Here is a 14,349-nt window from a genome sequence, read left to right on the forward strand (position 1 = left end):
GGGGGCGTAGTCAGTAGGGTGAGCTATGCTCAGGCTGGAACTCTACTGCGACGGGAGCGAAGGTGAAAAAGTCCGGGAAGTCCTGACGAAGTGGAACCTCCAGTTCTACGCGGAAGAAGTTCAGGGGGGCGGAAAGGGGGTGCTCAAGTTCACCGCCCTGGTGCCCGATTTTGTGATTAACGACGTCGCCGACGAGCTCATGAAAGCGGTAGACTTGAGGCGGGCCCATTCATCGATAACGTGGGCACCGGTCACCGGGAAGTCCGTGAAGTACGAAAACTCCGTTAAATCACTCAAGAAGCTCAAGGGACAGTGGAGCCTGGCGGCGATAGAGGGCCTCATCGAGAACGCCAACAGGCAGGCCAGGGTTGACCCCATACAGCTCACGCTCGGCGCCGTTGCCTCGATAATAGCTCTCTTCGGTCTGATCAACGATAACGTGGTGATGATAATCTCCGCCATGCTACTCTCGCCGATTCTCGGCCCCCTCTACGGGTTCTCGCTCAACGTCGTCATGGGCAGGGGCAGAGATGCCCTCGATGCAGTGGCCTCAATTCTGAAGCTTATCGGTGTCATATTCCTGTCCGCTCTCCTTATGGCCATTGCACTGAGGTTTGCGGGAGCAATGCCCTCGGAGCCGACCGGTGAGATACTGGCCCGTGGTGATTCCGGCCTCGTTTACATCGTCCTTGCGATAATCCTCGGCTACGCGGGGATAGTTGCGATAGTGAGTAAAATCCCGGAGATTCTGGCGGGTGTTTCAATAGCTGCGGCGCTGGTTCCGCCGACGACTGTCATTGGAATTTCCCTCGCAATGGGCTGGCGGGGAGTCTTCTTTGGCTCCCTCTGTCTCACCGTTGAGAACGTCCTTGGTCTCCTCAGCGGCTCGCTCATTGGACTCTACGTCCTCAACGTCTCCCCCAGGAGCTACTATGAGAAGAGGGCCGCAAAACTGTATACAAAAAGGACGATGCTGGTGCTGGCAGTTATGCTTGTTGCACTCGCCCTCTTGGAAATAATGAAGTGAGGGAGAGGCTCAGCGGAACATCTTCCAGCTGTCCATCTCGTCGAGTCTTGGGTATGAACTTGCCATGAGAACCGCATCTGTGACCTGCAACGCCATCTCCACCAAATCCTTTCCGCGTTTGTAGTCAATCAGCCGGGCTATGTCCGTGCCCCTTGCGTGGAAAACTCCGACGTTTATCTCGGGGTCTTCGAGGAGGAACTCGGCGACGCCTTTTGCGAGGGTTTTCTCGCTGACTATCCCGTAGGTCACGGTCTTCATTGTTAGCAGTGTCCAGAGTGAAACGGCGTCAAAGGTGAGCTGCTGACCTCCTCCCCGTCGTGAAGGGTTAACCCTCCGAGGGGGCCTCGTCCCATGTTCTGACCGGGATTATCCTGGGGGCTTTTCCTTTGACCCCTGTTATCTCATCTACAAGGGCCGAGAAGCTTTCAAGGGCAGTGTTCACGTTCTCGGAAAACTCTTTTTCATCTTTCGACGTCAGAAACGCTTTGAGAACTTCCATCTCCACCGACCGCGAAGGCGGTTCGTCGTCCATAGGGAATCACCATAAAATTTATATGTTTGAGGATAGATAAAAAGCTTCTGCGTGCCAAAAAATTCAGTGCTGTTTTAAAGTGTGCCGTGATGGAATAAAATGAATCGTGGGACAAAAATGGCCATTGATCCTTCGCATCATGCAACCTCGGTCTGCTCGTAGGGGCTCTTGCCCTGGCGGTGCTTCGCGAGGATTGAGTAGAAGAACTCCTTCAGCTCCGGAGACATGCCGTCGTCGAGGAGTATGTCCGCCTTCCCCCGGTACTCCTTTTCGGCCTTCGTCACGAGCAGGGCGATCTTCGGCGTCAGGTGCTCCAGGAGCGCCTTCCCGACCCCGGCGTATTCCTCCTCGTCGAGCTCTTCGTCGCTCTCTATGGCTATGTAGACGATGAACCCCTTAACCTGGACGGCGAGCACGGTTTCGGTCTCGGTCACCTCGAAGAACGAGAAGTTGTAGCCCTCTCTATCCGCCCTGGCTATCAGCAGGCCCTTTATTGATAGCACGACTGACCTGTCCCCGATTTCGAAGATTAAATCTTCCGCGAACTCGCTCCTTGCTATCGAATAGAGTTCGTCCCTCATGCTAGGGGATATCCCCGGCCGAATAAAAGGCTTTTGGGACAGGTTTATAACTCCCGTGCTATAGTTTTGTGAGGTGGTGTTATGAAGGTCGTCCGTTTTGGCGTCTCCGTGCCCGAGGAGCTTCTTGAGAAGTTCGACAGGATAATCGAGGAGAAGGGCTACGTGAACAGGAGCGAGGCTATAAGGGACTTGATGAGAGACTTCATAATCAGGCACGAGTGGGAAACCGGAGACGCGGAGGTTGCCGGGACGATAACGATGCTCTACAACCACGACGAGGCGGACGTCGTTAAAGAGCTCCTCGACCTCCAGCACGACTACCTTGATGAAATAGTTTCCAGCATTCACGTCCACATGGACGAGCACAACTGCCTTGAGGTCGTCATAGTGAAGGGAAAGGCGAGCAGAATAAAAGAGATAGCGGACAGGCTCCTGAGCCTCAAGGGGGTCAAGCACGGCAAGCTCGTGATGACCGGAACTGGAAAGGAGCTGGTCTAACCCACCACCTCAACTATTTCTCCACCTCCCGGAGGAAGGATTGCGTTGAGGTCTTCTTCCCTGACCTTGTAGCCCCACTTCTCAAGGATTCCGCGTATCTTCTTGACGAGCTCGCCCTTCTTGAGCTTTCCCGGCCTTATAATGATGTACTTGTTCGTGTGGGCCTTAATCGCGTCAACGGGCGCGCAAACGACGTAATCCTCGCCTTCGTAGTTTATAACTCCCACCGCCAGCTTGAGCGGAAGCCCGCGAAGCCAGTTTCTCTTTCCGTAGACCATGAAGGCGCCCTTCCCGAGGTACTCACCGCTGGGGGCCTGCTTCGTAACCTGATTTGGATGGGCCCAGTAAGCGTCGGCTCCGTAAAGGCCCTGACCCCAAGCCCTGCTCATCGAGACCGCGAACTGGCAGGCCTCGAAGATGGTCTTCTCTCCTGCCTTCTGTCCGTCCTTGATGACCACGTGTGGCGCTCCGTAAATGTCGGCGTGGCAGTAGAGGTCGTTCTCGGCCATGTGCTTCTTTATCAGGGTTTCGTTTGTGCTCGCGTCCTTTCCCGCCAAAACCAGAAAGCCCTCACTTGAGACAAACCAGCGGAACTTCTCGAACCACTTCTTCTTTCTCCTCTCGATTTTCTTCACGTTCAGTTCCTTCTTCATCTCCTCCTCGATGAGCTTCTCGACCTCGTCGAGCTTCCTCTTCGTGTCCTCGTAGGCCTTCAGAGCTCCCTCGTACTTGTGGCGGAACTTTTTGGCCTTCTCGTAGTAGAGCTCGGCGTTCTCGCCTATGCTTTTGTTGAGGTAGAGCTTGACCTTCTTCCCCTCGAGCTCAATCGTTACAGATTTTTCTTTCGGGTCGATGGATTTTACCATCAGTGCGACCCTGTTTCCTGCCTTCTTGCCCTCCTCTATGCGCTTCTTGAACTCGTCCCAGCCGAGCTTTTCAGTTGCTTTCCTGAACTCTTCGAGAAGTTTCTCTACGAGGGCGTAGTTCGCGTAGATCAGGTCGCCTATCTCCTGGTTCTCGTTCATGGCCTTTTCGAAGCCCTTGAGCATCTCCTCCTGCTTTCTGAGGGTTGCAAGAAGTTGTCTTTTCTTTGACTCAAGCTTCTTCGTCTGCTCGATTTTTGCCTTCTCGATGGTGAGCTTTCCAAAGTACTCGTCAAGGGCCTCGCTGAAGGTTTTAAAATAGCGCTTCTCAAGGCCCTCGTAGATTTTCAGCTCTATCGGAACGACGTCGTGCATGCTGCCGTCCTTGTAGACGATGTTCGGCCTCGGCTCGTCGTTGAACGTTCTCATCATAGCCTCGTAAACCTTCTTCAAATCCTCATCGCTCAGCTCCTTCACCGGCGTCGTCTTCTCGAAGCCCGCCCTGAGGGAAATCTCCTCTGCGTACATGCCGCCCATGTTGAGCTTCCTGGCTAAAGCACGGACGAGCTCAAGCTCCTCATCTTCCCTCATCAGTTCAAGAAAGCGCTCGAAAGAGACCTCAAGCGGGTTTTCCCTGGCGGGTGGAAACTTGTACTCCGCCTTCGGCTTTATCGCCCTGTCTTTGTACTCCTCATAGCGGAGAGCGGCAACAATTCTGTTCTCGGAATCAACGAGGACGATGTTTCCCCTCCTGAAGAGCTCGCCGATGAGCGTGTAATCACCAACCCTAATCTTGACAATCCTGTCGAACTGGTGCTGTTCTATCGCGTCTATGAAGCCCCCGCCTAGGTGCTTCCTGAGGAGCATGGTGAAGCTCGACGGCTGTTTCGGGGCCTCCTTGACGTAGCTCGTGAGGTGGAACCTCTTGCCGGCCTGCAGGATTAAATCCGCCCTCCCTTCCTTCGTGCGGAGCTTAATCCTTATCTCGTCGCCGTCGTGATAGACCTTATCAACGCGAGAGCCGAGGAGCCACTGGAGCTCTCTCACGACGTAGCGTATGTCAACGCTGCTCATTTCTTCCTTCATTCTCTCACCCAAAAAAGAGTCAAAAAAGGGGTTTAAAGCGTTGCCTTCACTACCAAGCAAAAGCTATGAGCACTGCCACGGCTATCGCAAGCGCCGCCTTATAAACGTCGCTCCCGTCGCCTTCAAAGAGCTCCTGCATGAAAACCCAGATTGCTCCAGCGATGCCTATGTCAAAAATCACCCTTCCAAACTTTACTGCATCGTCTATGGGCATTCCGAGAACCGCTATTATCTCTCCTAACAGCAGTATCCCCACTATCCCCGCTAGGAATCCACTTCCGGACTCTCTTTTTAGGACCTCCACCCTGACCACCTTCCCAACTTATTGGAGTACCTCCACTTTAAGATACGATACTTCTTTGCTTAAAAGTAGTTTGCTCCTCCAATGTACACTTTTTAGTCGACGACCAGGTGGGGGCACGCTAACGTTAAATACTCCCCGCTTGATAACACTCTGGGTGATACTAAATGAAAGGCTACTTCACGTTCGTCCTCCACACCCACATCCCGTACGTTAGAAAGCACGGGAAGTGGCCCTTTGGGGAGGAATGGCTCTACGAGGCAATGGCTGAGACCTATCTGCCCCTTCTGATGGAGTTTGAGCGCCTCCGCTCCGCAGGAGTTCGGTTCCAGCTCGTAATCAACATAACGCCCGTACTGGCGGAACAGCTTGCCGACGACTACATCAAGGCCGAGTTTGAAAAGTACCTCCTCAGGAAAATCAAGGCGACTGAGGCGGATCTAAAATCAGGCAAGTACGATGAAAAGGCTGTTAAGGCTTCCCTTGACCACTTCAGAAAGGTTTACGACTACTGGAAGGCCATAAATGGAGACATCATCGGCAAGTTCCGGGAGTTTCAGGACGCCGGTTACATAGAGGTAATAACCTCCGCCGCGACCCACGGCTACCTCCCCCTCCTGGCCAGGGACGAGGCGATAAGGGCTCAGCTCGCCAATGGAGTCGCCACTTACGAGAAGCACTTCGGCAGGAGGCCGAGGGGGATATGGCTGCCGGAGTGCGCCTACCGGCCGGCCGGAGAGTGGGAGCTCCCCGACGGGCGGAAGGTTAAGAGGCGGGGCATAGAAAAGTTCCTTGAGGAGTTCAGCCTCGAATACTTCTTCGTGGAGAGCAATCTGATCGATGAGGGTCCGGTGACAAGGGGCTACGGTGAGATTCCGCTCTACAAGGGAGAGAAGAGCACGCTGAGGCCCTACTGGATTAAGGGCTCTAAGGTTGCTGTATTTGCCCGCAACAGGGAGACGGGCCACCAGGTCTGGAGCGCGCACTACGGCTACCCCGGCGACTTCTGGTACAGGGAGTTCCACAGGAAGGCCCCGAAGAGCGGCGGCCAGTACTGGCGCGTTACCGGTAAGGACGTTGACCTTGGCCGGAAGGAGGTCTACGACCCTGACAAGGCTATGGAGCGCGTGGAGGAGCACGCGAGGCACTTCGTCTGGCTGGTAAGCACTTTGCTAGAGGCCCACGAGGAGAAGTTTGGGGAGAAGGGGATAATTATCGCCCCCTATGACACCGAGCTTTTCGGCCACTGGTGGTTCGAGGGCGTCAGGTGGCTCGGCAGGGTTCTTGAGCTTATGGCAGAGAGGGGAATAGTCACCACGACCATCTCGGCTTTCCTTGACAACTATGCGGGAGAGAGGTACGAGGTCGAGCTTCCGGAGGGCTCTTGGGGGGCCAACGCAGACCACTCGACGTGGTGGAACGAGGAGACCAGATGGACCTGGGACCACGTCTACCGCGCTGAGGAGAGAATGGTGGCGCTGGCGAGCAGGTACTACGGAAGGGAGGGAACCGCCGATAGAATCCTTGAACAGCTCGCGAGGGAGCTTCTGATACTTGAGGCAAGCGACTGGCAGTTCCTTATAACGACCGGGCAGGCGAAGGAATACGGGAAGAGAAGAGTCCTTATACACAGCAGGGACTTCCACAGGCTGGCAAATGAGCTCGTGAAGTACGTGAAGACCGGAAGCTTCGACGTTAAGCTCCTTGAGGAACTTGAGGAGAGGGACAACGCATTCAGGCCGGTTGTGGTTTCCTACTATGTGAGCGAGAACCCACCCGAGCTTGAGGAGTTTGTGGAGCCCCCCGAAGTTCCGCCGGAAGAGTCCGGTGAAAAGGAAGAAGACGCTGAAGTGCTGAGGGACGGTGGGAGGTTCTACGCGACATCTTTGGCCTTTGTGAAGAGGAGAAGGCCAAAGGTTCCTCTGAGGGAGAGAGTTGACACAAGGCTCACTAAGAGACTTGATAGGGATCCAAAAAAGACCAAAAAGCCCGAATCTGGAGAAAAACCGACACCGAAAGTGAAAAGTCTCATAGACATCAAGGGCATCGGCCCCAAAACGCTCGCAAAGCTGAACGATGCCGGCGTAAAGACGCCCGAAGACCTTCTTAAGGCCGACCTTGGGGAGCTGGCCAGAAAGACCCGCATCTCCATCAAGAGATTGAGGAAGTTTCTGGCCCAGATTTCCTGAGTTTTCTTTTCCTTTCGAAAGTCTTTTTTGGACTTTTAACAAATTATTTATGTGGTTGCCATGAAGAAGGTAGAGGCGATTATTAAGGGGAACGATTTTGAGCGGGTAAAGAACGCCCTCAAGCAGGTCGGCATCGTGCCTCTAACTGCTTATCCGGTTCAGGGCAGGGGAGTCCAGGGTGGAGTCCCGCCCTATGACCTTCTCCCGAAGATAAAGATTGAGCTCGTCGTCAAGGACGAAGACCTTGAGAATGTGATTGACGTCATCATCATGAGCGCAAGGAGCGGGACACCGGGCGACGGTAAGATATTCGTACTGCCCGTTGAGGACGCGATAAGGATAAGAACGGGAGAAAGGGGGAACGAGGCCCTCTATTGACTGCTTTTCTTTTCAGAGGAAGGCGTGCCTGTGCTTGTAGAGACCTACCAACGCGCTTCCCAGCAGGTAGAGCTCAACCGCCGCGAGGATTATCAGAAAGGTGAGGTATCCTTGCGCGAAGGTAGTGCTCTTTCCGAGGGCCTCTGCTATTTCCTGGACTTTCTGTGGGTCAATGAGGCTGGCGAGACTGTAGCGCAGTACCATAACACCGGCGATAATGGGAATCGGCATCGCGGAATACGCCAAGAGAAGCCCGGTGTAGCCCCTCCTCTGGAGGGAGAGCATTGAGAGGATTATTGGGATTGCAAGGATTAGGGCTGTTACCGCAAGGAACGGGTTAAGGTAAGCGCCGGTGAGCACGAAGAACGACGTCATGCCGAAGATGTACTTCCTGTATACCTTCTTTAGCTCGGCTAGTTCTCCCGGCTTGAAGTCGTACTTCGCTGAGCGGGAATACAGGAGGGTTTTGCTTACGGCCTTCAGGTAGTTCTTTTTGCCCTCCTTTTCTATGTTTTTGTCTGTGCTCATCACTTTTAGCTCCTTGGCCTTCTTGTAGAAGAACTCGGCGAGCTCCTCGTTGTCATTTTCGACCTGGGAAGCAAGCTCGCGGAGGTTCTTCGCGGCTTCTCTGAGGGCCTCTTTGACCCTGGCCTTTTCCTTTTCGTTTAAGCTGCTTAGCCTCTCAACCCTTTCAATAGTTGATTCAAGGACTTCGGCAGTTTCAAGAAGTATCTTTTCGCTTTTCACTTATACACCCCCAAAAGAGAAAGAAAAAAGGTTTAAGATACTTGCCCCTGTTCCGCCTTGAGGAGCCTGCTGATGCTCCAGCCCATCATGGCAAATATTACCAGCCATGCCAGCAACATGTAGATTGCCCAGCTTTCCATCGTCACCACCTCAAACCTTTATTATGACCTCGTTCTTCTCGAGCTCCTCGCCGTACTTCTTCTTGATGGAGTAGTAGCTCTCTACTGCACCGATGATCCACATGATGATTATTGCAATCCTGGCCGGCCACTCGAGTGTAGCCCCTACAAGGGTGGTGACCATTCCGACGAGCGGTATCAGGAGGAGTATTGGGGCTATGTAGAGAATTATTGGCTTGTACCACTCTGGAACCTTCATGTAGGCTCCCTTGTGGAGCTCCTCCCAGAAGTTGTCCGGCTTGAAGAGCCACACCGCAACTATAACGTCAAAGAGTGCCAGCAGTGTGAGCTGGAAGCTGACCCACGCATCGACCTGATCCATGTAGCCGTCGATGAAGACGACGGGAAGGCCTGCTATGAGGTAGATTACGAACACTATCCAGGTTCCGACTTTTCTGTTGATGTTGAGGTCCTCTTCGAGGAGGGCGGCGAGGTAGTTGTACATGGCTATAGCTGAGGTGAAACCAGCGAACCAGAGGAGGAGGAACCACATTGCTCCGAAGATCCTTCCTATGTCTCCCATGCTGACGAAGACGTTCGGCAGGCTGGTGTATGAGAATCCAAGGCCGAACTCCTCGCCTATCCATGAGAGGGCCTCAGTCTTGCCCTGCTGGAGAACCTCTGGCGGGACGATCTTGGGGGCGTAGGCCGTTGCCAGGGGGATGGCTAGTGAGCCACCGAGGACTACCTCTGCGAACTCGTTCAGGGAAACCGTTGCAAGACCGCTGAGAGCAACGTCGTCATCCGGACCGAGGTAGCTGGCGTAGTTCTGGATGATACCCATACCGAGCGAGAGCGTGAAGAATATCTGTCCTGTTGCGGCAAGCATAACGGCCGCGAAGTGGTCTTTGAGGTACGCCCAGTTGGGGGTCCAGATGAACCTGAATCCGTCAATGGTGCTCCAGTTGGGGTCTACTGGTGAGCCAAGGACGAAAACGTAGCCGATCATTATGATCGCAAAGACGTAGAGCAACGGCATCATAACCTTGACCCAGCGCTCGATACCCTTGCTAACACCCTGTCCGACTGCTATTGCAAGGAGGACAACTGTTACGCCCCAGAACAGCATAACCTGGCCATAGTTGCTGAGGTAGCTGCTGAAGAAGTCTCCCGGGTTCTGGCCGAAGTAGGCCCCTGTCACGCTGAAGTATGAGTATGCCGCTGACCAGCCAACGATGTGGAGGTAGTAGCTGTTCATGAGGACCGTCAGTGAAAATGCCAGCATTCCGCTGATTATACCAAAGATGAACGCTGTCTTCGGCTTGACACTTTCCCTGGCCATGAGGTAGTAGGTTGGGCCGAGGGTACCGTGGCCATACTTGCCACCATAGCGACCAGCTACCCATTCAATCCACATCACTGGAATTCCAAGGAGGAACAGTGCTACGAAGTACGGCACCATAAAGGCGCCGCCACCATTCTGGGCAACCTGAGTTGGAAACCTTACGAAGTTACCAAGACCGACGGCATTTCCTGCCATCGCTAAAATCAAACCAATCTTGGTCGCCCATTGATCCCTTGCCTGCTCCACTTTTAATCACCTCGGACTGCATATTGTATTGAATTGCAGTTGAATGTCCCAAATAGGGACACTTATGTATAAGGGCTTTCAAGGTATAAAAAGCTTTTTGAGAGCGCTTTTCGACGAAAGACGATTTACGTTTCCGTAAAATAATTTTGGAGGGCTCTCGTCATTTTTTCGGTGATGTCGAGTTACCTCTGGTCATCGTGAGTCATTGTGGCAGGGGATTTAAATAAGATATCGTCAATGTGTCAATGCATAAATTGAACATGTGACAAAAGAAATGGGAATAGAAGGGTTTTTATAACGTCTCCCCGGACATAAACCCCGCCCGATGATTGGAACGAGAGTGAGCTGACGGGATGATGACCGACTTCTCGCTGAGGGTTTATTTTTCTTCTTCGTTGCATTCCAATGTTCATCAATGTTCATAAAATCTTGGATGTACATCGTTCTTTTTGGCCAAAAATTTTGGGAGCTCTTTTTATTTCTCCGAAAATTTGAGAGAGTAACTTTATGTTGAAAACTAAGCCTTCTCCTGCCTCCTTTATCGAAAGGTTTATATATGCAAAGGTCGTAGGGGATATCGCAAATTAGCGAAACCTGAGGTGATATGAATGGTCGAGATTGACCCGTTTGAGATGGCCGTTAAGCAGCTCGAGAGGGCTGCCCAGTTCATGGACATAAGTGACGAGGCCCTTGAGTGGCTCAAGAGGCCCATGAGGATTGTTGAGGTCAGCGTCCCCGTTGAGATGGACGATGGTTCTGTTAAGGTTTTCACCGGTTTCCGCGTTCAGCACAACTGGGCCCGCGGCCCGACCAAGGGTGGTATAAGGTGGCACCCGGCCGAGACCCTCAGCACCGTTAAGGCTCTCGCCACCTGGATGACCTGGAAGGTCGCTGTCGTTGACCTTCCGTACGGTGGCGGTAAGGGTGGTATCATCGTTGACCCGAAGAAGCTCAGCGAGAGGGAGCAGGAGAGGCTTGCTCGCTCCTACATAAGGGCCGTCTACGACGTCATCGGCCCGTGGACCGACATCCCGGCCCCGGACGTTTATACCAACCCGAAGATAATGGCCTGGATGATGGACGAGTACGAGACCATAATGAGGCGCAAGGGCCCGGCCTTCGGTGTTATCACCGGTAAGCCGCCGGGAGTTGGCGGTATCGTCGCCAGGATGGACGCTACCGCCCGTGGTGCCGCCTTCACGATCCGTGAGGCCGCCAAGGCCCTCGGCTGGGACGACCTCAAGGGCAAGACCATCGCCATCCAGGGTTACGGTAACGCCGGCTACTACCTCCACAAGATAATGAGCGAGGAGTTCGGCATGAAGGTCGTCGCCGTAAGCGACAGCAAGGGCGGCATCTACAACCCGGACGGACTCCCGTCTGCTGACGAGGTCCTCAAGTGGAAGAAGGAGCACGGCTCAGTTAAGGACTTCCCAGGCGCCACCAACATCACCAACGAAGAGCTCCTCGAGCTCGAGGTTGACATCCTCGCCCCGAGCGCCATTGAGGGCGTCATCACCAAGGACAACGCCGACAAGGTCAAGGCCAAGATTGTCGCCGAGGTTGCCAACGGTCCGGTCACCCCGGAGGCCGACGAGATACTCTACGAGAAGGGTATTCTCCAGATCCCGGACTTCCTCTGTAACGCCGGTGGTGTCACCGTCAGCTACTTCGAGTGGGTGCAGAACGTCAACGGATTCTACTGGACGGTCGAGGAGACCAGGAAGAGGCTCGACGACAAGATGACCAAGGCCTTCTGGGACGTCTTCAACACCCACAAGGAGAAGAACATCCACATGCGTGACGCCGCCTACGTCGTCTCCGTCCAGAGGGTCTACGAGGCTATGAAACACCGCGGATGGGTGAAGAAGTGATTTCTTCTCCCTTACTTTTCTGTTCATATCCTTTTTGGAGGGTAGACGAAACTTTATAACGGGCATTTTCTCGGCTTTTCTGGTGGTGGTATGAAAGATAAGCGGCAGATAGTCCTGTTGCTGTCCATAATAATCGTGGTTGTTTCGGGCTGCATCTTCTCACAGCCAGGTGATTACTCATCAACGTCCCCGTCCCAGAGTTTCACTCCCACGAACTCTTCGTGGGTTCCCGCTTACGTCACTAGGGTGGTTGATGGGGACACAGCCTGGGTTAGGTTTTCCAATGGGACCGAAGAGAAAGTGAGGTTTCTGGGGGTTGATACCCCTGAGACTGAGGAGGAAAGAAACAGGCCCTACGAATACGGCAACATAACCGATTTGCGGTGTCTGAAGGTATGGGGCCTGAGGGCCAAACAGTTCACGAAAGACGCTATAGAGCACAAGAACGTTTACCTAGTCTTTGACCCAATCTCCCCTAGAAGGGGATACTACGGGAGGCTCTTGGCCTATGTCTATCTCACAAACGGCACCGATTTCACTGCCGAGCTGATAAAGAGGGGCTACGCCCGCGTTTACGTCGAGGGGACGTTTGAGAAAAAAGAAGAGTATCTGAGATACCAGCAGGAGGCAATGGAAAACGGACTGGGCCTCTGGGGGGCGTGCGGTTAGCCCTTCGTCCAGTAGTCTCTCTCTTCAACCATTGCCCTTATCATCTCGTCTTCATTTTTGAACATCGTCCTCCTCGACGGGTTCTGCATGCCGTAGAACTCCATGAACGGGCTCGGGCGCCTCTTGAACGGGTAGTAAAGGTATATCGCCGCGAGCGTCCTGTAGGCCTCGGCCATCTCGCTGACGACCCCGGCGGAGACGCCCTCCGCGTAGTGGTAGACGGCTATTGCCCTGCTCACATCGACGAGGTTGAAGTCCCTCTCGACGAGCTGGCGTCTCAGTATCTCAGTGGCCTGCTCGATGTCCTCCCTGTCGAGCTCGTCCACTTCGTTTCCGTCGAGGAGGTGCTTTATCCTGATTTTCTTCACGTTCGGGTTCTTCGCCACTTGGTTGTCGTACTCGGCGACGACCCACCAGTCGTCGAGCGCTCCGGGGTCGAGGACTGTGAAGTGCTCGCTGAGCTTGTTGTAGAAGCCCCTGACGCGGTGGTAGTACTCCTCCTCGTGGCCGGTCATCGGATAGCTGAGGTAGACGAGTGGCTTCTCCTTCTCCCTGAACAGCAGGTCGAGGAAAACCTCCGATGGGTGCCTTATGCCGAACTGGAGGACGTAGCGGACGTTTATTCCCTCCTTCTTGAGCTCGTGGACCAGGGTTTTCACGTGGTTTATTGCATCTTCGCGCCACATTACAAGGGTCGTCAGCTTTATGTTGTCCGGGTCGTTGCCGAAGCGCTCGAACCACTCCGGGTCGTTGATTATCCTCCTCCTGACCGAGAGCACGTCGTCGAGGACGATGATGACCCTGTTCGGCTTGAGGAGCTTGAGGTTGCTGAGGGTGAATCCTATGACGCTCCCGCTTCCCCAGCGGAAGAGACTTGGCGTCGAAACGAGGTGGAACTTCCTGTCGCTTTCGTCTATCTCCCGCCTAATTCTCTCAAAGGCCTCGTCGCGAATCTCGTTCATCAAATCCTGGTGGTTTATCGCGAAGTCAAGGACGTTCTTGCGGGTTATCTTAACACCCCTCTCCTTTCCGACCTCCTTGAGGTAGTCGAAGACGTGGTAGTAGGCGTAGCTCTCTCCGTTGGCCTTTTCAAGGGCCTCCTCAAGGTATTCGTCGCGCCCGTTGAGAGGCGGGCCCGTCAGCAAAATTACCTCTTTTTCTATGTTTTCCATGGCAACCACCTATTGTACGTGGGGCGAAACCTTTAAATACTCTTTCTCCAAGCGGGGTTCAGAGGTTCTTCTATTCTAAAAACCAACTCCAGGGGTGTTGTAATTGACTGAGAAACTAAAGGGAACCACTACCGTCGGAGTAGTTTGCAAGGACGGTGTAGTTTTAGCGGCGGACAGGAGGGCATCGCTCGGCAACATGGTGCTTTCAGAGAGCGTTACGAAGGTCTTCCAGATAGATGACCACCTTGCCCTGGCAGGGGCGGGGAGTGTTGGGGACATACTGAGTCTTGTAAGGCTTCTAAGGGCTGAGGCGAAGCTCTACCGGGCGCGTGTTGGGAAAGAGATGAGCGTCAAGGCCCTCGCCACCCTAACGTCGAACATACTGCACGGGAACCGCTTCATGCCTTACTACGGCTGGTTTCTGGTCGCCGGTTACGACGAGAAACCGGGTCTCTACTCGATAGACATGGCCGGTGGCGTTACAGAGGATAAGTTCACCGCCGCCGGTTCGGGTATGGAGTTTGCCTTCTCAATCCTGGAGGAGAACTACCGCGATGACGTGTCATTAGAAGACGGGATAAGGCTCGCCCTTAAGGCGATCCAGGCCTCAACGAGGAGGGACGTCTTCACGGGTGGTGGCGTTACCCTCGTGACTGTCACCAGGGAAGGCTACCGTGAATGGAGCGAGGAGGAGCTTAGAGCACTTTTCTGAGGTGATGGCC

15 protein-coding genes are annotated in these 14,349 nt (G+C 53.9%); 7 read left to right on the top strand and 8 right to left on the bottom strand.

Annotation, left to right across the window (positions count from 1 at the left end; all coding sequences use genetic code 11):
- Window positions 1-25: 25 nt before the first annotated feature.
- Window positions 26-1,027, top strand: coding sequence for a TIGR00341 family protein (locus TEU_RS05490; protein WP_050002822.1), 1,002 nt, complete (start codon window positions 26-28; stop codon window positions 1,025-1,027).
- Between the two features lie 9 nt (window positions 1,028-1,036).
- Here TEU_RS05490 and TEU_RS05495 read toward each other — a convergent pair whose 3' ends face one another.
- The 3 genes from TEU_RS05495 to TEU_RS05505 all read right to left on the bottom strand — a co-directional run bounded on the left by TEU_RS05495 (window position 1,037) and on the right by TEU_RS05505 (window position 2,140).
- Entirely contained in the window at window positions 1,037-1,285 is a 249-nt protein-coding gene (locus TEU_RS05495) for a hypothetical protein (protein ID WP_050002823.1), read from the bottom strand.
- A gap of 67 nt (window positions 1,286-1,352) precedes the next feature.
- Entirely contained in the window at window positions 1,353-1,559 is a 207-nt protein-coding gene (locus TEU_RS05500) for a hypothetical protein (RefSeq protein WP_050002824.1), read from the bottom strand.
- A 137-nt stretch (window positions 1,560-1,696) separates the two neighbouring features.
- A complete protein-coding gene (locus TEU_RS05505; protein WP_050002825.1) occupies window positions 1,697-2,140 on the bottom strand; it encodes a hypothetical protein in 444 nt (147 codons plus the stop codon).
- 81 nt (window positions 2,141-2,221) lie between these two features.
- On the opposite strand from TEU_RS05505, the gene nikR reads away from it, so the two are divergent.
- On the top strand, window positions 2,222-2,638 hold the full coding sequence (nikR, locus tag TEU_RS05510; protein WP_042693005.1) for a nickel-responsive transcriptional regulator NikR: 417 nt from the start codon (window positions 2,222-2,224) through the stop codon (window positions 2,636-2,638).
- Here nikR and rqcH read toward each other — a convergent pair.
- Both rqcH and TEU_RS05520 read right to left on the bottom strand, forming a co-directional pair.
- On the bottom strand, window positions 2,635-4,587 hold the full coding sequence (gene rqcH, locus TEU_RS05515; protein WP_050002826.1) for a ribosome rescue protein RqcH: 1,953 nt from the start codon (window positions 4,585-4,587) through the stop codon (window positions 2,635-2,637). The genes nikR and rqcH overlap by 4 nt on opposite strands.
- Before the next feature lie 49 nt (window positions 4,588-4,636).
- Complete coding sequence (locus TEU_RS05520; protein WP_050002827.1) at window positions 4,637-4,891, bottom strand: hypothetical protein; 255 nt, start codon at window positions 4,889-4,891, stop codon at window positions 4,637-4,639.
- A 164-nt stretch (window positions 4,892-5,055) separates the two neighbouring features.
- On the opposite strand from TEU_RS05520, the gene TEU_RS05525 reads away from it, so the two are divergent.
- Together TEU_RS05525 and TEU_RS05530 are read left to right on the top strand one after the other, a co-directional pair.
- Window positions 5,056-7,077 (top strand): 1,4-alpha-glucan branching protein, encoded by a 2,022-nt coding sequence (locus TEU_RS05525; RefSeq protein ID WP_050002828.1) that lies wholly within the window; start codon window positions 5,056-5,058, stop codon window positions 7,075-7,077.
- Between the two features lie 60 nt (window positions 7,078-7,137).
- Window positions 7,138-7,455 (top strand): P-II family nitrogen regulator, encoded by a 318-nt coding sequence (locus tag TEU_RS05530; protein ID WP_050002829.1) that lies wholly within the window; start codon window positions 7,138-7,140, stop codon window positions 7,453-7,455.
- Window positions 7,456-7,467: 12 nt separating this feature from the next.
- Here TEU_RS05530 and TEU_RS05535 read toward each other — a convergent pair whose 3' ends face one another.
- Window positions 7,468-8,202, bottom strand: a complete 735-nt coding sequence (locus TEU_RS05535; protein WP_050002830.1) for a 30S ribosomal protein S20 — start codon at window positions 8,200-8,202, stop codon at window positions 7,468-7,470.
- 150 nt (window positions 8,203-8,352) lie between these two features.
- Complete coding sequence (locus TEU_RS05540) at window positions 8,353-9,861, bottom strand: sodium-dependent transporter (protein ID WP_394297637.1); 1,509 nt, start codon at window positions 9,859-9,861, stop codon at window positions 8,353-8,355.
- A gap of 659 nt (window positions 9,862-10,520) precedes the next feature.
- Here TEU_RS05540 and gdhA point away from each other — a divergent pair.
- Window positions 10,521-11,786, top strand: a complete 1,266-nt coding sequence (gene gdhA, locus TEU_RS05545; protein WP_050002832.1) for a glutamate dehydrogenase — start codon at window positions 10,521-10,523, stop codon at window positions 11,784-11,786.
- Between the two features lie 90 nt (window positions 11,787-11,876).
- The gene (locus TEU_RS05550) at window positions 11,877-12,455 is read left to right on the top strand and encodes a thermonuclease family protein (RefSeq protein WP_050002833.1); all 579 of its coding nucleotides are present in this window, start codon (window positions 11,877-11,879) and stop codon (window positions 12,453-12,455) included.
- Here TEU_RS05550 and TEU_RS05555 read toward each other — a convergent pair.
- A complete protein-coding gene (locus TEU_RS05555) occupies window positions 12,452-13,627 on the bottom strand; it encodes a hypothetical protein (protein WP_050002834.1) in 1,176 nt (391 codons plus the stop codon). The two genes, TEU_RS05550 and TEU_RS05555, sit on opposite strands and share 4 nt — an antisense overlap.
- Window positions 13,628-13,730: 103 nt before the next feature.
- Here TEU_RS05555 and psmB point away from each other — a divergent pair, with 103 nt between their 5' ends.
- A complete protein-coding gene (gene psmB, locus TEU_RS05560) occupies window positions 13,731-14,339 on the top strand; it encodes an archaeal proteasome endopeptidase complex subunit beta (protein ID WP_050002835.1) in 609 nt (202 codons plus the stop codon).
- Window positions 14,340-14,349 lie beyond the last annotated feature (10 nt).

This window comes from Thermococcus eurythermalis, assembly GCF_000769655.1.
Lineage (GTDB): Archaea > Methanobacteriota_B > Thermococci > Thermococcales > Thermococcaceae > Thermococcus > Thermococcus eurythermalis.

Bases quoted from the DNA above. Each gene is read 5' to 3' on its own strand.
- TEU_RS05490 (WP_050002822.1), top strand. From the start codon at position 26: ATGCTCAGGCTGGAACTCTACTGCGACGGGAGCGAAGGTGAAAAAGTC.
- TEU_RS05495 (WP_050002823.1), bottom strand. From the start codon at position 1,285: ATGAAGACCGTGACCTACGGGATAGTCAGCGAGAAAACCCTCGCAAAA.
- TEU_RS05500 (WP_050002824.1), bottom strand. From the start codon at position 1,559: ATGGACGACGAACCGCCTTCGCGGTCGGTGGAGATGGAAGTTCTCAAA.
- TEU_RS05505 (WP_050002825.1), bottom strand. From the start codon at position 2,140: ATGAGGGACGAACTCTATTCGATAGCAAGGAGCGAGTTCGCGGAAGAT.
- nikR (WP_042693005.1), top strand. From the start codon at position 2,222: ATGAAGGTCGTCCGTTTTGGCGTCTCCGTGCCCGAGGAGCTTCTTGAG.
- rqcH (WP_050002826.1), bottom strand. From the start codon at position 4,587: ATGAAGGAAGAAATGAGCAGCGTTGACATACGCTACGTCGTGAGAGAG.
- TEU_RS05525 (WP_050002828.1), top strand. From the start codon at position 5,056: ATGAAAGGCTACTTCACGTTCGTCCTCCACACCCACATCCCGTACGTT.
- TEU_RS05530 (WP_050002829.1), top strand. From the start codon at position 7,138: ATGAAGAAGGTAGAGGCGATTATTAAGGGGAACGATTTTGAGCGGGTA.
- TEU_RS05540 (WP_394297637.1), bottom strand. From the start codon at position 9,861: ATGGCAGGAAATGCCGTCGGTCTTGGTAACTTCGTAAGGTTTCCAACT.
- gdhA (WP_050002832.1), top strand. From the start codon at position 10,521: ATGGTCGAGATTGACCCGTTTGAGATGGCCGTTAAGCAGCTCGAGAGG.
- TEU_RS05550 (WP_050002833.1), top strand. From the start codon at position 11,877: ATGAAAGATAAGCGGCAGATAGTCCTGTTGCTGTCCATAATAATCGTG.
- TEU_RS05555 (WP_050002834.1), bottom strand. From the start codon at position 13,627: ATGGAAAACATAGAAAAAGAGGTAATTTTGCTGACGGGCCCGCCTCTC.